This window comes from Oribacterium sp. HCP28S3_H8 (assembly GCF_052064775.1).
In the GTDB taxonomy this organism is placed as follows: Bacteria; Bacillota; Clostridia; order Lachnospirales; family Lachnospiraceae; genus Oribacterium.
The window spans coordinates 25,210-42,598 of sequence record NZ_JBQHUZ010000009.1 but is presented as its reverse complement, the minus strand read 5'-3'; the positions used below and the strand labels follow the sequence as shown (position 1 = coordinate 42,598).

General features: G+C 50.8%; 13 protein-coding genes and 1 other RNA gene. 3 read left to right on the top strand and 11 right to left on the bottom strand.

Annotation, left to right across the window (positions count from 1 at the left end; translation table 11 throughout):
- Positions 1 to 272: 272 nt before the first annotated feature.
- The 4 genes from ACTNEN_RS10980 to ACTNEN_RS10965 form a co-directional block, all read right to left on the bottom strand.
- A complete protein-coding gene (locus ACTNEN_RS10980) occupies positions 273 to 1,430 on the bottom strand; it encodes an AfsR/SARP family transcriptional regulator (protein WP_441206479.1) in 1,158 nt (385 codons plus the stop codon).
- A gap of 403 nt (positions 1,431 to 1,833) precedes the next feature.
- Positions 1,834 to 3,129: a UDP-N-acetylglucosamine 1-carboxyvinyltransferase gene (locus ACTNEN_RS10975; RefSeq protein ID WP_441206478.1), complete on the bottom strand. Its 1,296-nt coding sequence runs from the start codon at positions 3,127 to 3,129 to the stop codon at positions 1,834 to 1,836.
- A 269-nt stretch (positions 3,130 to 3,398) separates the two neighbouring features.
- The gene (locus tag ACTNEN_RS10970) at positions 3,399 to 4,922 is read right to left on the bottom strand and encodes a DHHW family protein (RefSeq protein ID WP_441206476.1); all 1,524 of its coding nucleotides are present in this window, start codon (positions 4,920 to 4,922) and stop codon (positions 3,399 to 3,401) included.
- A 12-nt stretch (positions 4,923 to 4,934) separates the two neighbouring features.
- Positions 4,935 to 6,761, bottom strand: coding sequence for an MBOAT family O-acyltransferase (locus ACTNEN_RS10965; protein ID WP_441206475.1), 1,827 nt, complete (start codon positions 6,759 to 6,761; stop codon positions 4,935 to 4,937).
- Between the two features lie 391 nt (positions 6,762 to 7,152).
- Between ACTNEN_RS10965 and ffs the strand changes: the two genes are divergently transcribed.
- An RNA gene (gene ffs / locus ACTNEN_RS10960) (signal recognition particle sRNA small type) lies at positions 7,153 to 7,252 on the top strand.
- Between the two features lie 37 nt (positions 7,253 to 7,289).
- On the opposite strand, the gene ACTNEN_RS10955 is transcribed toward ffs, so the two are convergent.
- The 6 genes from ACTNEN_RS10955 to ACTNEN_RS10930 all read right to left on the bottom strand — a co-directional run bounded on the left by ACTNEN_RS10955 (position 7,290) and on the right by ACTNEN_RS10930 (position 14,590).
- A complete protein-coding gene (locus ACTNEN_RS10955; RefSeq protein ID WP_441206473.1) occupies positions 7,290 to 8,198 on the bottom strand; it encodes a TatD family hydrolase in 909 nt (302 codons plus the stop codon).
- Between the two features lie 95 nt (positions 8,199 to 8,293).
- On the bottom strand, positions 8,294 to 9,073 hold the full coding sequence (locus tag ACTNEN_RS10950) for a TraX family protein (RefSeq protein ID WP_441206471.1): 780 nt from the start codon (positions 9,071 to 9,073) through the stop codon (positions 8,294 to 8,296).
- Between the two features lie 5 nt (positions 9,074 to 9,078).
- The gene (gene metG, locus ACTNEN_RS10945) at positions 9,079 to 11,202 is read right to left on the bottom strand and encodes a methionine--tRNA ligase (protein WP_441206469.1); all 2,124 of its coding nucleotides are present in this window, start codon (positions 11,200 to 11,202) and stop codon (positions 9,079 to 9,081) included.
- Between the two features lie 156 nt (positions 11,203 to 11,358).
- Complete coding sequence (locus tag ACTNEN_RS10940; RefSeq protein ID WP_441206468.1) at positions 11,359 to 13,095, bottom strand: ABC transporter ATP-binding protein; 1,737 nt, start codon at positions 13,093 to 13,095, stop codon at positions 11,359 to 11,361.
- The gene (locus tag ACTNEN_RS10935; RefSeq protein WP_441206467.1) at positions 13,086 to 13,859 is read right to left on the bottom strand and encodes an energy-coupling factor transporter transmembrane component T family protein; all 774 of its coding nucleotides are present in this window, start codon (positions 13,857 to 13,859) and stop codon (positions 13,086 to 13,088) included. The genes ACTNEN_RS10940 and ACTNEN_RS10935 overlap by 10 nt, the downstream gene beginning before the upstream one ends.
- 128 nt (positions 13,860 to 13,987) lie before the next feature.
- Positions 13,988 to 14,590 carry an ECF transporter S component gene (locus ACTNEN_RS10930; RefSeq protein WP_441206465.1) on the bottom strand — a complete coding sequence of 201 codons (603 nt, stop codon included), beginning with the start codon at positions 14,588 to 14,590 and terminating at the stop codon, positions 13,988 to 13,990.
- Positions 14,591 to 14,908: 318 nt separating this feature from the next.
- On the opposite strand from ACTNEN_RS10930, the gene ACTNEN_RS10925 reads away from it, so the two are divergent.
- Positions 14,909 to 15,613, top strand: a complete 705-nt coding sequence (locus ACTNEN_RS10925) for a cysteine hydrolase family protein (protein WP_441206464.1) — start codon at positions 14,909 to 14,911, stop codon at positions 15,611 to 15,613.
- A 31-nt stretch (positions 15,614 to 15,644) separates the two neighbouring features.
- Here ACTNEN_RS10925 and ACTNEN_RS10920 read toward each other — a convergent pair whose 3' ends face one another.
- Positions 15,645 to 16,184, bottom strand: a complete 540-nt coding sequence (locus tag ACTNEN_RS10920; protein WP_441206463.1) for a hypothetical protein — start codon at positions 16,182 to 16,184, stop codon at positions 15,645 to 15,647.
- 346 nt (positions 16,185 to 16,530) lie between these two features.
- Between ACTNEN_RS10920 and rsmI the strand changes: the two genes are divergently transcribed.
- Positions 16,531 to 17,376 (top strand): 16S rRNA (cytidine(1402)-2'-O)-methyltransferase, encoded by an 846-nt coding sequence (rsmI, locus tag ACTNEN_RS10915; protein WP_441206462.1) that lies wholly within the window; start codon positions 16,531 to 16,533, stop codon positions 17,374 to 17,376.
- Positions 17,377 to 17,389 lie beyond the last annotated feature (13 nt).

The following is a 17,389-nucleotide window of genomic DNA, read 5'->3' as shown; positions in this document are numbered from 1 at the left end:
TGAATCCCTTCTCAATGACTGTCAGAGCGTCTCTTAAGTCATTTCTGTTCCAAGTCATCTTACCAGTCTTACTGTAGCAGGCAGGAATGTAGTCGTTTTTGTAGAAAACAGGTATTTTGTAATTGTTTTTGTGATTTTTCTACAAACAAAATTTATGTATTTAAATTTTATATAAATATATTGATGGGATATTTCGAGAACTGCAGAAGTAATTGGGAAATCTTGCACAATTTAAAAGCTTCGACGGTGAATGCTGTGTAGAGTTGCATTCACTAGTCGAAGCTTTGTAGAGCTGTCGGAATACAGGTGTAACCAGACTGCTCGGTTTTAAGTTTTATAATCGGCTCAAAGCTATATTGCATGCTGAGCCAGGACTGCTCCTGTTTCCAGACGGATGCAAGCTCTGCCCGGAGTTTCTTTCGGATCCTGTGATATACGGCATGGCAGCCTGATGCATCTGTATGGCTTAACAGCAGGAGATATGCGCCGGGACTGATTTCTGTAAAACGATCACTCTCGCGTATGGAAGCATTGATAACTCCAGAGTAATCTTTCCTTGCTTCTGTACGTTCTCTCCCGTCATAAAGCTGCAGCAGCATGACCATACTGCTCTGACCGCTTCTCCTCATAATCTGTGCAGAGTAAGCGCAGAGTCCCAGGAAATTCTGATATGACACCTCAGCGCTTAACATTTTGCGGAACTCCTGCCTGCAATCCAAAAGGATGCTATCCGGCTTCCGGATCTCTCTCAAAATTCCCTCAAAATCCAAATCCTCACACGATGGTTTATACCGCTCCGGCGTCGTATAAAGCTCCTGCTCATTAAAATACTTTTTAGCTCCCTGTCGGATCCTTGCTGCGATCTCCGGCTCTCCATGACTTTCAAAATCCTTGCTAAGCCAGCGGATCAGTTGGAGGTACTCCTCTCTGAGACGCATGTTAATGCTGATGACCCAGAGATTTGTCATAAAGTCCGGTAGAAACTCTCCTTTGTAAATTGGCAGTGCTTTTAAATACAGTGCTCTTGCGCGGTCTCTTGCACAGGCTTGCACTGCGGTCTCTGCTTCATGGCATAGTCTCTCAAACTCCTCGACATCCACATAGGTAATCGCACGCAGCTCATCGGAAATCCGTAAGATGTTCCTGCGGTTCTCGATACAGCTCTTGACGGGAATCCCTGCCTTGCGAAGCTTTGCTCTGGCTTCATGAATCAGGTTATTCAAGCTGTTTCCGGCGTCGGCGACCTCACATCTGTCAAAAAGCTCTGAGATGACGTTGCTCCTCGAGAGTCCCCGCGGATTGACAAGCAGCAGCATAAGAAGCTCTGCATATCTTGCTGTTTTGCTCCGGCTTATTGCAATGCTTCTGCCATCCATGCTTACGGAAAAGCCGCCAAGCATAGTGATTTTGATGCTTTGTGCGCTACTCATATCCTTCTCGTATGATGATTACAGAAACAGAATCATCTCTTTCCTTTCTTTTGATATTTCAAAGTATGCCAGATATTTCTATATAAAATATATCTGGAAATCATACAGAAAAAATCCCTCCAAAGAGTGGATTTTTGCAGAAATTAATTTTAAAAAGAAAGCGGAGATGATACTACCCTTTCAAATTTAACTTTAATAGGGCTGTTAGTTCACTCGAGACGCAATATTGCCATAAAGACAACAAAAAATCGCACATGCATTTACTATATATCCATGCATGTGCGATTTCTAAATATTTATATGTCTGATTTTTCAACAAGGAATACGGTTTTATAAGCCCTGACGTCTTAAGGTCGCGAAAATCTAAAACTCCGCCTACTTTAAATCAGATACTCACACTCCCTCAGCTCACCTTCAGCCGGAACTTCTGCGCTTCGCGGTCGTTGCTTACCAGCTCAATCTGCGCGCCAAGCTTCTGCAGCTTCTGTTCAAAATGCTCATAGCCACGCTGGATAAAACCAATCTCATTGACTACCGTAATGCCCTCTGCGGACAAGCCCGCAATCACAAGCGCTGCACCCGCGCGGAGATCCAGTGCATTGACACTGGCGCCGGTAAACCCAGACACGCCATCAATCACCGACACATTGCCCTCAACCTTGATGGAGCTTCCCATCCGCGCAAGCTCATCTACATACTTAAAGCGATTCTCAAAAATCGACTCTGTCACCACAGACGTTCCACTGGCAAGTGCAAGCGTCACACTGATCTGCGGCTGCATATCCGTCGGAAAGCCAGGATACGGCAGTGTCTTGACATCCGTCGCTCTCTGATGCTGGCTGCCAATGACCCGCACCGCCTCGTCATATTCATAAATCGTATTTCCCATCTCCAGAAGCTTTGCGCTGATCGACTCAAGATGCTTCGGAATCACATTTTTTATGAGAATGTCTCCGCGCGTCGCTGCCGCAGCACACATAAAGGTACCTGCCTCAATCTGATCCGGAATTACCGGGTAATCCGTACCATGCAGACGCTTTACTCCCTGAATACGGATCGTGTCCGTACCGGCACCCTTGATATTGGCGCCCATGGAGTTAAGGAAGTTGGCAACATCAACAATATGCGGTTCCTTGGCTACATTCTCAATGATCGTCCGCCCTTCCGCAAGGGAAGCCGCAAGCATGATATTGATCGTAGCTCCGACCGATACCACATCCAGATAAATATGTGCCGCCGTAAGCCCGTTTTTAGCCTCCGCCTGCACACAGCCATTACGGATCTGCACCTCTGTGCCAAGCGCACGGAAGCCCTTGATATGCTGGTCAATCGGACGCGAGCCGATTGCGCAGCCGCCCGGAAGCGGCACACAGGCTCTGTGATACTTCCCAAGCAGCGCACCGATAAAATAATAGGATGCACGGATTTTGCGGATAAACTCGTCATCAATAGATACCGCGCTGACATCGGATGCATTGATGGTCACCGTATGACGATCTGTACGGTCCACTCTTGCGCCAATCTCCTTGAGTGCCTCCAGCATAACATTGACATCCCGCACATCCGGCAGATTTTCTATAATCACATCATCATCGGTTAAAAGTGCACCTGCAATGATGCCGAGAGCTGCATTTTTAGCGCCGCCGATCACAACTTCCCCTCTTAGCGGTGTGCCGCCCTTCATAATAAATTGATCCATAATACCTCTTTTCGGATTTCAGGTAACGGTGGGACTTCCATTGCCATTGGCTTAGCCAGGTACAGCAGACTTAAAATACAGCCGCCTTTACCTGGCACAGTGCCCATATAGAAATCACCGTCATTTGATCCGGATTTTTTTAATCTATAAACAGGAAACGAGTAAGCTTTACTCTGCAATATTCCATTAAGCTTAAAGCATTATAAGTCACAGACCCACATTTTGCAAGCTACGGACATTTGTCCATAGCAGGCATCACCGAACATGCTCTACTTTCCGAACATTCCGAGCATCTTGGCGGACGCGCTCTTGGAGACCGCCGCCTCATTATTTAAGAAAAGCACATCCCGGACCTTATGCTCCTTGATAAAGTCGAGGAGGTTGTCCTTATAGTAGCGGTAATCCACAACATACACATCCTGATAGTGGTCAACAAGCCACGGTACAAAGCAGTTTCCGTAAGATTCCTTGACCAAAACAATCGCCGAACCATCCGTAATCTCCGGATTGTGAATCTCGGTAAAGGGGTTATCCCCAAGGATAAAGCAGTTGTATTTGTTGCCTGCATTCATCACAGTAGCATCGTTGATGACATGCCCGTTAAGCTGCTGGCCGTCCTTATCCACATACTGCATGTCGTTCTGCCCGTTGGGAATCCACGCTTCAATCGTATCCGGATTGTCCTTCAGCGCCTGCGCCCGGTTGGTGGCAAAGTAAAATGTGCCGTAAAATCCCGGTGCCTGCTCTGTCTTAAAGTCCGTAAGCTCATGCGGTGCATATCCTTTTGCCTCGCAGAATTTCCTATATGCATAATATGCGCCCAGCTGTGTCCAGTGATGATCCGTGTGGAAGTAAATATACTCGTCCTTGTGATCCAGCAGCGTGTCAAAAACATTCACCATATGTACACTGGGGTCGATCATGCTCTCGGTGTACTGGAAGCCGAGTCGCATGTTGGAGGATCCGAGCGCCTCCTGCACATCCGCCGGAAGCTCCACGCCAAAGGAATTGGGCACCATCATGTCGTACAAAGTGACATCCTCAGGCAAGAGCTTCCGCACTGTATTAATCATAGATGCATACGCTGTCGTGCCTTCCTGGTTAAAGTAGTAAATCTCATAGCCCGCGTTGTTGGTAACGTAAATGTTTCCGGCGGTTTCTCCCGTAAGATTGGCGGCTTCGGGCGCATCCGGCAGTACCAGCGTGCCATCGGCATGAGTCTCAAATGTCTCCGCGCCGCCTGCATTCGCATCTCCGGATGAGCCGGCGGTCCCAGGAAGCTCGGATGCGGTTGCCAGCCCTGAGTCGTCCTGTGTATCTCCCGGTCCATTCAGATCGATCGTCGGCGCAAGACCAGCCGCCGTCGGGATGATGTCCGCATGGGTATCACTGCTTCCGTAGATTTCCTCGCCCCGGAGTCCGTACAGGCGTTCCATCGCAGCTTCGCCGTTCAGCAGGGTCTCGCGGCATGGGAAGGTATCCGAAAACCAGGTGCTAAGCTCTGTAAAATAGCTTCCGTCCAAAATGCCGGCGGCATGAATTTCCGGACGCTCCGTGAGCTTCCGCTTCTCTGCCGCAGAATACATCGGGCGAAGCGGCATGGCAAGTCCCAGAACCAGCAGTCCTCCGAAGCACACGCCGATACCAGCCGCCATGTATTTACTGTAAACAGAACGCACCCTTCGCTTCTGCTTCATTTCCCGGGCAATCGCCTCCCGGAGCTGCTGCTCACTGCGGTCAGAGGGAACCCGCTCTATACGCTTATCCGCAGGATCTTTTGATGTATCGCTCATATTCCCCCTTACTCAGAACTGATTATACAAAAATGGCTGATAACTCTGTCCGATCATTGCCATGACGGAAATCAGCAGAAGTCCCACCGCAAGTACCATACGGACCAGATAGTAAACGGCTTCCTCCCCGCTTCCTGCCTGCTTTACTTTTTCTTCCTGCGCCTTGAGAACCGCAATGTTACGGAGTGCCCGGTTCCGGCGAATGTGCCTGCGGGTTCTTTCATCCAGCTCATGGATGAGTGGTGTCACTGCGATGAGCGCGATCAGCAGAAAAAAGAGATTATTGCGAAGCGTAACGCGCGTCACCTGATCGCCAAGCTCGGCGCCGTCCAATCCAAGCATGATGCGCAGCACCCGGTGAAGTGTCGGGAAGTCCGAGAATCGGAACAGCACCCAGCCAAAAAATACCACCAGCAAGGTATAAAGGTGCCCGAGGACCCGTTTCACCGCTGCCAGAACGGCGGTAGCTTTTCCGGAAACTGCAGTCTCCGTAGAAATTCCTTCTGCACCATTTACATGCGTATGCGAAGCAATCGTCTGAGATGCAGTCTCCGTATTTGCGCTCTGAGGTACCGTCTCTGTATCCGATTTCTGTATCGGGAGAGGATCCGCATCTGCAAGCTTTTGCACTGGTGCGGACTCCGCATCAGCTGGTCTCTGCGCCGGAGCAGGATCCGCATCTACAAACTTTTTGTGCAGCGGTTTCATGCGGCGCACCAGATTTTCCAATGCGATAAAGACAAAATAATACAGTCCCCAGAGGATGAAATTCCAGCTTGCGCCATGCCAGAAGCCGGTCAGGAACCAGACCACAAGGAGGTTAAAAAGCAACCGCTCAAAGCTCACCCGGCTTCCACCCAGCGGGATGTATACATAATCCCGGAAAAACGAAGACAGTGTGATATGCCACCTGCGCCAGAAATCCCTCACGGAAGTCGCCGCATATGGGTAATTAAAGTTCTCGGGATATTCAAATCCGATCATCTCGCCGAGTCCAATCGCCATGTCGGTGTAGGCAGAGAAGTCCAGATACAGCTCCAGCATGTAGCATATACTTCCAAGCCATGCAGCCTCCATACTTGGACTAAGCCCCTCAAGGCTCAGCGGCAGAAATCCGGCGGCAAGCTCTCCGAGATGATCCGCGAGAATCGTCTTTTTGGCAAGTCCCACGATAAAGCGGAATGCTCCATCGCTGAATTGTTCCGTGCTCATCGTACGGTTGTTAAGAGCGTCCTCCATCTCGCCGTAACGGGCAATGGGTCCCTGCGCGATCTGATGGAAATTTACGGTATAAAGAAGCACCTCTGGCAATGGCTGTGCCGCAATCTGCCCGCTGTAAATGTCCGCAATATAGGAAATCAATTTAAATGTATAAAAGGAAATTCCAAGCGGCAGCACGATGTCTGGCACGGCGAATGCATTCCCCGTGACTTCTGCCGCGGTCCTTACAAAAAATCCTGTGTATTTAAAGATGATCAGAACGCCCAAAAAAATGGCAGTCGCGATGCACAGCCAGGACTTGGGATGCCCTGAGCTTGATTGCTGTCTGCATGCCTCTGAATTGTTTTGATCATTTTGATCCTCAGGTGGTGATGAATGAAAAGCAGCAACATAAAGCGACTGTTTCGCTGCCTCTATTGAAATTTTCCGTCCCAATGCCCAGGCGAGCACTGCCATAACAAGAAGCAGGATCAGGTACCGGACACCGCTGAAGGCATAAAAAAGCAGGGATGCCAGAAGCAGCACCCGGTTTTTCTGCCGGATCCCCGGTACAATATAATATATAAGTAAAAACAGCGGCAAAAACAGCGCTGTAAAAATCAGGCTGGAAAAGCTCATGTAATCATTACTCCCTTTTGCGATACCGGAATTCCCTTTTGCAGTGCTGAAATTTCCATTTGCGGTACCAAAATCCATACCGGTACGTCGTGGATCGCAGACCTCCGGAGAAGCTCTCCATCAGACAACCCGAAAACCAGTCAGAATACTATCATTCTCAGCGAGAAATATTATAACAGATTTACGGTATTTGCAACAGAATGCCTGCAGCAGTTTTTGCGTTTTGTAATGACCTTTGTAATGGCCGGGGTATATTATGAACTTTGTGCGGGATATTTATGAGCTTTATGGGGAGTTTTACGAGCTTTGCGGGGAGTTTTACGAGCTTTATGTGGGGCTTGCCAAACTTCTGGATTTCCTGTATACTTAGCTTTGCTCTGACGAGCATGATGTCCGGGTCCCGCGCAATGAGAGGCTCCGAACCGTGTCAGGATGGGAACATAGCAGCACTAAAGAGATACTTTCATGTGCCGCGGATTCACCTGGACATCATGGTCGCCAGAGCTTTTTTATAGCTCAGGTTAAGAATCATCCGATGCGGTAGACTCTTGCTGCATTTTCCGTGGTAATCCGGATCACATCCTCCGGATGCATCTTTTTAATCTCTGCAACTGCAGCGGCAATATACGGCAGATTCCGGGGATCATTTCTCGTCCCGCGGTATGGCGTCGGCGCCATGTAGGGAGCATCCGTCTCCAGCACAAGATGCTCGAGCGGAATTTTTTCCACTACTTCCTTTAATTTCCGGGCATTTTTAAACGTCACAACACCGCCAATCCCCAGGTACATCCCGAGTTTGACAAAACGATCCGCCATTTCCACCGAGTACCCGAAGCAATGCAGGATACCGCTGTTTTCATAGCCCTGTTCTGCCACAAGGATATCATAGGTATCCTGTGCCGCGTCTCTGCTGTGAATGTTTACAGGCTTTCCAAGCTCCCTTGCGAGGCGCAGCATCTGCCGGAAGCTATCTCTTTGGATATCCGGCTCCGGATCTGCACTTGCAAGATCTTCCGGGTCCGGTTCCCTGCCGGCAAGCTCCGCTGCCTTGCGATAAGCATCCCGGGTAAAATGATAATCCAGCCCGATTTCCCCAATCGCAACGACCCTCGGCGATGCCGCGAGACGACGTATTTCTGCGAGTGCGGAGGCATTCACCTGATCTGCATGCTCCGGATGGAAGCCTACCGCCGCGTAGACTTCCGGCATCTTATCCACATTTTCCACATGTAAATCCACTGCCTGCTGCCGGAGCGCCGCATAATGCTCTGCAAGTCTTACTGCCTCTCTGGAGGATGCAAGATCAAAGCCAATCTCCGTAAACCCCTGCACATGATGCGCCCGGAGATCCGCAATGATATCCTCTGTCTCTCCGGAGAACTTTGGATCCATAAGATGAGTATGCGTGTCAAAAATATAAGCTGGATCTAATTTCATATAAAAACTTCTTTCTACTGCAATGTGTTTGCTTGGTCGAGATACTTCTTTTTTTCTCTCCATAAGGCAGGTTTCTGAATTTACGATCCTCTGGATCATGTGGTGATCAGCGAGCCGATGTAAATCATAAGATACATGACCGCAAGGTGCAGCGGGTAATAGAAGTATGGGAAGCGATGGAGGCGGAAACGACCTCGCTCTCCGTTATAAAAAAATACCGGGATTGCAGCAAGCGCAGCAAGACAGTAGGTTTCCTTGGAATTAATAGCAGAAAAAACAGCGAGACTCAGCATGCTCAGGTTCTTTTCCTTACGGAAGTTATACATGAGCGAAATCATAAGGATCGCCAGTGCACCGTAATCAAAGTGCAGGTATTCTGCAATGGCACAGCCTGCAATCACCAAGAGCCACTTAAGCTCAACATGCGATCTCCATCGTTTCATGAAATACATCACAAGAAGCGCCGTGGCAAGGGTAAAACCGGTATTCTGCGCAGCGAAGTTATAGGTTTCATTATAGAAGCAGAGATCGTAGGGAACCTCGGCAAGAAGCGCCATGATAAAGACTCTCCGGAAATATTTCCAGAAATCGGATGTGTGGATAAAGCCCTCCACCAGGAGAAATGCAAAAATCGGGAAGGACAGTCTGCCTACATAGCGGCAGAGCGTATACAGCCTAAGCCATCGCTGCCCTGTCTCGGTAGCGATGGCCATCTGATAGTATTCCTGCGAATATCCGTAGAGCTTGCCGTTTCGGATGATGACGACCGCAAAATGATCGATCGTCATCGTTACGAGAGCAAGCAGCTTTAAAAAGGCTGCGGATACGCCAGGTCCCTTTCTGCTTTTTTTGAGAGCACTCTGGTAACTGACCATAGGTTTTAACAGATGATAGAGCCGGATGGCATCTTGGACATCGGTGTCATCAGTGCGATGTTTCCGTCGTCATCCTCAGCGGCAACAATCATGCCCTGGGATTCCACACCGGCAATTTTACGTGGTGCAAGGTTGGCAACAATCATGACACGCTTCCCGACAAGGTCCTCCGGCTTATAGTGTTTCTTGATGCCGGACATAATGGTGCGTGTCTCCGAGCCAAGCTGCACAGTAAAGCGAAGCAGTTTACTGGACTTCGGAACCTCCTCAGCATGAAGGATCTTACCGATCCGGAACTCAAGCTTTGCAAAGTCATCATAGGTGACCTCTGCCTTTTTTTCCGGGTCAGATACCTTGGTATCCGGCAGCGCATCTCCCTCAGCATCCAGACCCTCCGGCATGCCATCGTCCGCCGGAGAAGCGGAAGCATCCGCACCTTCTGCTCCGGATGTATTGGAAGCCCCTGCGGACTTAGCCGCGCCGGAAGCATTCGCCGCTGCTTCCTTGGCCTGCTGTGCCTCAAACTGGGCAATCTGTGCAGCCTCGATCTTCTCAACCTCTTTAAGTACATCCTCCTCTTTTTTACGCTCAAACAGCGTAGCCGGAGCATCCGTCACTCTTGTGCCGGACGGATACAGTCCCCAGCGGTCCATGTCTGCAAGCGAACGCTTCTCCGCGTGAATCTCGTTTAAGATCGCGTCGGCTGTGTCCGGCATAAAGCTTTCGAGAAGTGATGCTCCGATGTTGAGCGCTTCGGTCAGGTTGTACATCACGGTCTTAAGACGATCTGCCTTGGCAGGATCCTTGGCAAGCACCCACGGCTCCGTCTCATCAATATACTTGTTGGAACGGCGGAAAATGTCAAACACAGCAGTAAGCGCATCGGCAACATGGAGGGTATCCATCTTGTCGGTTGCTGTCTTTACTGCGGCAAAGATCGTATTTTTAAGATCCTCGTCCATGGTGTCTCTAACGCCCTTGTCCTCGACCACGCCGTCAAAGTACTTGTTGCTCATGGAAATGGTACGCTTTACAAGGTTTCCGAGGATATTGGCAAGCATGGAGTTATAGCGCTCCACCATGAGCTCCCAGGAAATCACGCCGTCGTTCTCATACGGCATTTCGTGAATGACAAAAAATCTCACGGCATCCACGCCAAACAGGCGTACAAGGTCATCCGCATAGATGACATTGCCACGGGACTTGGACATCTTTATGCCTTCCTGGGACTTGCCTGCTGCAGTCAGAAGCCATGGGTGACCAAAGACCTTTTTAGGCAGCGGAAGATCCAGACTCATCAGGAAGATCGGCCAGTAAATGGTATGGAAGCGGATGATGTCCTTACCGATAAGGTGCAGGTCCGCAGGCCAGTACTTCTCAAACAGCGGGTCGGAATTTCCGTCACAGTCATAGCCAAGACCGGTAATATAGTTGGTGAGGGCATCGAGCCAGACATATACGACATGCTTCGGGTCCTCCTTTACAGGGATGCCCCACTTAAAGGAGGTCCGGGAAACACAGAGATCCTGGAGACCCGGCTTCAGGAAGTTGTTGACCATCTCGTTTTTACGGGATACCGGCTGGATAAACTCCGGATGCTCGTCATAATACTTCATGAGACGATCGGCGTATTTACTCATCTTAAAGAAATACGCTTCCTCGCTGGCACGGGTCACAGGTCTGCCACAGTCCGGGCATTTGCCGTCCACAAGCTGAGAGTCCGTCCAGAAGGATTCACACGGGGTACAATACCAGCCCTCGTACTCTGACTTGTAGATGTCGCCCTTGTCGTGCATCTTTTTAAACATCTTCTGCACCTGCTGCTCATGATACTTGTCCGTTGTACGGATAAATTTATCATAGGAAGTATTCATGAGATCCCAGATGGTCTTGATCTCTCCGGCGGTCTCATCGACAAACTGCTGCGGGGTCTTGCCGGCAGCCTCTGCCTTCTGCTCGATTTTCTGACCATGCTCGTCGGTCCCTGTCTGGAAACGGACGTCATAGCCCTCAAATCTCTTATATCTCGCAATGGCGTCCGCCAGTACGATTTCATAAGTATTTCCAATGTGCGGCTTGCCGGATGCATAGGCAATCGCCGTGGTAATATAATACGGTTTCTTTTCCATAGCTCACTCTTTCCGATTGCCCTAATGGAAGGCAACCTGATCTTGATTTCAATTTCGAAGGTCTTCTGTAATCGGATCTCCGATGTTTCTTTCCGTCAACAGGAGGTAGTTCTACGCTGTTAACTCATCCATAATAGTTGAAATCAATAGCGCTTGTCAACTATGTGGCAGCTCGGGTACGTTTATCACTGTCTCCAGCGCCTCCATAAGCTCCAGGCGGTGCGGTGCAGCGAGCGCTGCCTTTTGAAGGATGTCCTGCTGACGGAAAATCACCTCCGGGCTGCCGTCCGCGAGGATCTCGCCATGCGCCATGACAATAACCCTCTGGAAGCTCTCTGCCACAAAATCCATGTCATGCAAAATTGCGAGCACGAGTCTCCCCTTCCGGGTTTCCGCTTCCATGATCTCCCGAAGCTTGTCTCTGCCCCTCGCATCCTGCGCGATGGTCGGCTCATCCAGGATCAGCACATCCGGATTCATGGCGAGCACAGACGCAATCGCCACAAGCTTCCGCTGACTGAGCTCCAGATCATACGGGTTTACCGTTGCAAAGCGCTCCAGCCCGACGGTAGTAAGCGCTTCCATGGCGCATTTCTCCGCCTCGGCTCTGGACATACCGATATTCCTCGGTCCGAACATGACTTCTTCTTTAACGCTGTACTTAAAGATCTGGTCATCCGGATTCTGAAATACATAGCCGATCCGTCCGGCAAGCTCTGCCACGGTTTTACCGGCGAGACTCTCTCCCCGGTAGGTGATGGTCCCGGATTCCGGTCGGAGCAGTCCCTTTAAAATCCGGACCAGAGTGGTTTTGCCGGCGCCGTTCTGCCCGATAATAGCTGTCGGACGGTGATCCAGCGTAAGGCTCAGCTCTCGCAAAATCTCCGTACCCTTAACATACGAGAAGCAGATGTGCTCCGCACGGAGGGTTTCCTCGCATGCATCAGCTTCCGCCTGTGGGGACAGGGCGGCGGAGACATTCGCCGTAATTGCAGCAGTGGCAGGCACCTCCATCTCCCGGAGCCGCTCCTTAAATTCCGGAATCCGATCCCGATACGGCGCGGTCTTAAGCAAGGTGTGGGACTCCTCCACCGTCACAGGGCAGCTTCCGTCCGGGAAGTGAATGCCGGTCTGCGCCGCAAACTCTGTCACCACAGGTGGCTTCACACCGTAATCCTTTAGGTCCGGGCGTGAAAACAGCTTCCGGGGCGTGTCCGCATCGATCAAACGTCCCTCATGCATCAGCAGCACACGGTCGCAGTAGCCTGCAAGCTTCTCGATTTTCTGCTCGATCATGAGGATCGTGATCCCGCTCTTTGTCAGCTCATCCACCGTGCGGAACACCTCCTCCGCGCCCTCCGGGTCAAGCTGCGAGGTCGGCTCATCCAGAATCAAAATGTCGGGGGTCATCGCAAGCACGGATGCAATCGCAACCCGCTGCAGCTGTCCGCCGGAGAGGTCAAAGGGGTTCCGGTCCCGAAACTCCCAGATGCCAAGACTCTCCAGCACGGACTGAACCCGGCGGCGGATCTCCTCCGGCTCAACGCCAAAATTCTGAAGTCCAAACCCAACTTCATCATATACCGTGTCCTTGGCTCCGGAGAGTTGATTAAAGGGATTCTGAAAGACAAGTCCTGCTTTCCGGCAGATCTTTGAGGTCAGCACATGGGCAGTATCCATCCCTTCCACAAACACGGACCCGCCATATGCACCCTTATAAAACTGCGGAATCAGCCCGAGCAGCGCCTGCGAGAGCGAGCTTTTGCCTGCGCCGTTGGCTCCGACGATGCCGAGGAACTCTCCCTTTTCCACGGTGAAGCTTATGTCCTTAAGCGCAAGGTCACGGGCGCCCGGATAACGATATTTCAGATGCTTTACTTCGATTAAAGCCATGTCACCATCCTCCATCCCAGTGCAAGCAGGATTGCAGCAATACTCAGCCACTTGATAAGCTTATCTGCTTTGCCATAAGGGTGTGTATACAGATATGTTTTGTGCGTTGATGCACCAAAGCCCCGGACCTCCAGCGCGATCGCCCGTTCCCGGGTGGATGTGAGGGCGCTCATGACTACGGGAGAAATCAGCGGCAGAAATGCCCGGACCCGCGTAGAGAGTTTCCCTTCCGTCTCCATGCCTCTGCTCCGCTGTGCATCCTGAATGGTATGCATGGTGCCGATCATCTCGGGGATGATCTGAAATACGGAATTGATGATGTATCCGAATCTCGGAGAGAAGCCCTTCTTTTCCAGCTCCTCGACAAGCTCCGCCGGCTTGGTGGTAAGGACAAGGATGGCAAAGGAGAGCAGCATGTTTAAGATGTTGAGTCCGATGTGCGCAGCATACATAAGTCCCTCTTGATAGAAGCGGAGCATGCCGATCTGCACAAGCAGCGTCTGATTTTTCTGATTAAAAAGTCCCTGTATCAGCACCACGGTCAGGATAATGGTGAATGAAAATGCAACGAGCGGAAACGCTTTCCGTAAGAGGTGGCAGCTATGCAGTATACAAAGGCTCACAAGGATCGTCACAAGAAACATAGAGAGTCGCCCGGAAAGCAGCGGCACGAGGATCGCGGCGAGCAGATAAAAAAGCTTTGTAAAAGGATGCAGGCGGGTAAGCCAGCATGAACGATGGGTATAAAGGCTGATGGATTTCATGGAAATGTCGTCCTTTACTTATAAAAAATGGCGGACCGCACGCTATATGCAATCCGCCGAAGGCAAATAATGTACTTTAGATATTTACTTTTACGATTTAACTATATGATTTTACTATATAATCTCACTCAGTCAAGGTGCTCGATCTCCGCGTTGACATCATAAAGCGCCGTAAGCTTCCTCGGAAGTCCCTTCAGGATGAAATAGGCAACAAGGAGCGTGACGAGCTTATCCGGCACATCCACCAGCACCTCGTCAATCAGCGAACCGAGCCATACCGGCATGTTTGCCGCCTGTGTTGCCGCAAATGCCGCATCTCCCCAGACATTCCCCGTGGTGCCGCCCCAGAAGATAATATTTAACGGTGTGGAAATGAGTACAGCCGCAAGACCTCCGACAACCGCCGTCAGGATCGCGCCGCCGACGCTTTTCATAAATCCGAGCCGTCCCATGATACCGACGCCGACACCGATGCCAAAGGAGGTTAGCGCATAGATCAGCGTGATGTTGTCTCCAGTGGTAAGACCATAGATCAGGTTGTTGGCTGCGCCGCAGATGCCGCCGATGATTGGTCCGCCGAGTACCGCGCCGATACAGGTGCCGATACAGTCAAGCCATAGCGGGAGCTTCAATGCCGCCGCAAAAAGCTTCCCGAGATAATTGATGCCGATGCATGCCGGGATCAGCACGATCACTGCCGTAGTAAATCTTGTTTTAAAAAGCTTCTCCATATCCTTCCCCCTGTAAATGCCTGGCAGTGCCTGCAAAGCATAACTTGTCTGAAAGCTCTGCGTATCCTGGTGCCTGTAAAGGCCTGTCCTGTCAGAGAATCCTGCATATCCTGGCACCTGTAAAATGATGCTGAAATACGTCTTTCCGAGATGTGTCCATTTCAGTTTACACCAGGATTGTCAATTGTCAACTTTTTCTGTAAAGTTTTGTGTTGACTGGTCTTGTAAGCTTGCAGAGCGTCAGCTGGACTGCTAAACTGACATCAGTGAACCACGAACATTCGGTTTATTTAACTGGAAAAGAAAGGGATGCATAGTATGAAAGCAGCGGATCTGATTCTTGTAATTGATATGCAGAAGGTCTATCTCCCGGGAAATCCCTGGGGCTGCGAACGCATGCCGGAGGTAATCCGTAAAATCCAGGATTTACTCCATGCGCTCCCTCAGGATAACGCTTCGCTTCCTACGTTTACACGGGAAACGACAAACGCAAGCGCCAGAGCACAGATACTGCCGGAAACGGAGATACATCCACAGGTTGTTTTTACGGAGTTTCTTGCAGATCCAAATGCCGTGCATGGCTGGGCAGCATATAATGAGGCAAATGAAGCCATCAATGCGGACCCCGGGATGAACGCTCTGGTAGATGCATTCGCACCCATCGTCTGCCGGCAGCAGGGATCCGATGGCAAAAAGTCCTGTCCCGATGGGGACATCCGACGCTTTCCGATCTATACCAAGGCAAGCTACTCCTCTCTGCGCGCTCCGGAGCTCCGCCATCTGGCAGAGACCTGTGTGAATGCAGGCGGGCGTGTTGTGCTCACCGGGGTTGTCGCAGAGTGCTGCGTCCTTGCCACATTTTTTGATGCTGTGGATCTTGGATTTCCGGTTATCTGGCTGGATGACGCGATCGCGGGGCTCAACACGGAAACGGAAGCCGCCGCGCGTCTCACCGTCCGGGGACTTGCTCCGGTGCAGGTCCGGATCATGACTGTAAGAGAGTACTTGAGGGAGACGAGCTAAAATACCCGACAGCAAAAGATACCGGGCAGACTTACTTAAGCACCAGCTTGACGCTTCCAAGTCCGAAGTTTGCAGCAAAGGTGTCAATCACAGCCTGCTTGGCAGTGGCTTCGTCAAGTCCCTTGCCTGCAGTAAAGCCGCTAAGGGTCAGTGTGCCATTTTTCACCGTCTGAGAATCCGTTGAGGATACACCCGGGCCTGCTGCTACAGTTTCCTTGGTGTCCTCTGTATCAAGACTTACAAAGGTTGTGCTGTCTCCAATGGTTCCGTGCTGCTTCAAAAGGTCGATGACATTTGCCTCGGTAAGCTCCGAAGCTGCGTCCATGATTTCACTCACCTTGCCACTATCATCCGGCGCATAAACCACGATCGAAGCCAGCACTTCCGCGGTTGGATCCGGCTGCTTGCTGAGCGGCATTCCGTTGTCCGGATCGGTTTCCTCCGCGGTTGACTCCGGCGCGGACGGACCTGCTGCTGTCGTCTCAACTGAAGCGCCGGACTTGCCGCCGCAGGCTGCTGCCGTCATCATAACGCCTGTTGCAATAAGAAGCATAAGTAAATACTTTTTCATACATAACTCCTTGGTTTTTTATGCTGCTGAATACCTTTTTATATTACAAACGCACGTTACGCCGCTTGCCGCAAATTTCCACGGAGGCGCATACATTGGATGTCTCGTTGTCTTAGTCTGCAAATGCCTGCGCCGAAGCGTTGCTCGTGCCGAAAATACAATGTGCATTATAACGAAGCGGTTTTTTATTTGCAAGCTCGCGCATAGATTTTAAGAATTTCTACCGGATTCCTACAGGAATGTGGTAGGATAATCCTGGCTGCCAGTCTTGTACGACGGAAACTTTATCTGCCATCTGCATTTTTATAGACATCTGCTTTTTATATAGGAGAATATCGACACAACTATGGAAACTGGAACTCTTTATGTCTGCGCGACGCCGATCGGAAATCTTGAGGATATTACCTACCGGGTGCTGGAATGTCTTAAATCCGTCGATCTCATTGCGGCGGAGGATACCCGCAATTCCATCAAGCTTTTAAATCATTTTAAAATCAAGACTCCGATGACGGCATATCACGAATACAATAAGTTTGACAAGGCTCGTTACCTTGTGCAGGAAGTGCTGAATGGTAAAAATGTTGCCATCATCACAGATGCCGGAACTCCCTGTATTTCCGATCCCGGAGAAGAGCTCGTGCGGCAAGCCGCGGAAGCTGGCATTCGCATCACATCCCTGCCGGGACCGGCGGCTTTGATTACCGCGCTCACAATATCCGCACTGCCCACGAGGCGGTTTGCATTTGAAGCCTTTTTGCCGGCGGAGAAGCGGGAGCGGGAGCGGATTCTGGAGGAGCTTACGCACGAGACGCGCACGATGATCCTGTATGAGGCACCGCACCATCTTAAAAAAACACTGGCGGATCTCGCAGAGACACTGGGCGGCAGCCGGAAGATTTCGCTCTGCCGGGAGCTTACCAAGAAGCATGAGGAAGCGATCCGCACGACAATTTCGGAAGCGCTGGCGCGGTACGAGCTGGAGGAGCCCCGGGGCGAATATGTGCTTGTCATTGAAGGGAAGTCCTGGGCGGAGCAGGATCAGGAGGCTAAGGACGACTGGGCAAAGCTCTCGATCCCGGAGCATATGCAGCATTATCTTGCCAAGGGGATGTCAGAGAAGGACGCAATGAAGGCGGTCGCCAAAGACCGTGGTGTCTCCAAGCGGGAGATTTACGCAGCGCTGAAGAAATAATGCAGTCTTCGTC

Bases quoted from the DNA above. Each gene is read 5' to 3' on its own strand.
- ACTNEN_RS10980 (WP_441206479.1), bottom strand. From the start codon at position 1,430: ATGAGTAGCGCACAAAGCATCAAAATCACTATGCTTGGCGGCTTTTCC.
- ACTNEN_RS10975 (WP_441206478.1), bottom strand. From the start codon at position 3,129: ATGGATCAATTTATTATGAAGGGCGGCACACCGCTAAGAGGGGAAGTT.
- ACTNEN_RS10970 (WP_441206476.1), bottom strand. From the start codon at position 4,922: ATGAGCGATACATCAAAAGATCCTGCGGATAAGCGTATAGAGCGGGTT.
- ACTNEN_RS10965 (WP_441206475.1), bottom strand. From the start codon at position 6,761: ATGAGCTTTTCCAGCCTGATTTTTACAGCGCTGTTTTTGCCGCTGTTT.
- ACTNEN_RS10955 (WP_441206473.1), bottom strand. From the start codon at position 8,198: ATGAAATTAGATCCAGCTTATATTTTTGACACGCATACTCATCTTATG.
- ACTNEN_RS10950 (WP_441206471.1), bottom strand. From the start codon at position 9,073: ATGGTCAGTTACCAGAGTGCTCTCAAAAAAAGCAGAAAGGGACCTGGC.
- metG (WP_441206469.1), bottom strand. From the start codon at position 11,202: ATGGAAAAGAAACCGTATTATATTACCACGGCGATTGCCTATGCATCC.
- ACTNEN_RS10940 (WP_441206468.1), bottom strand. From the start codon at position 13,095: ATGGCTTTAATCGAAGTAAAGCATCTGAAATATCGTTATCCGGGCGCC.
- ACTNEN_RS10935 (WP_441206467.1), bottom strand. From the start codon at position 13,859: ATGAAATCCATCAGCCTTTATACCCATCGTTCATGCTGGCTTACCCGC.
- ACTNEN_RS10930 (WP_441206465.1), bottom strand. From the start codon at position 14,590: ATGGAGAAGCTTTTTAAAACAAGATTTACTACGGCAGTGATCGTGCTG.
- ACTNEN_RS10925 (WP_441206464.1), top strand. From the start codon at position 14,909: ATGAAAGCAGCGGATCTGATTCTTGTAATTGATATGCAGAAGGTCTAT.
- ACTNEN_RS10920 (WP_441206463.1), bottom strand. From the start codon at position 16,184: ATGAAAAAGTATTTACTTATGCTTCTTATTGCAACAGGCGTTATGATG.
- rsmI (WP_441206462.1), top strand. From the start codon at position 16,531: ATGGAAACTGGAACTCTTTATGTCTGCGCGACGCCGATCGGAAATCTT.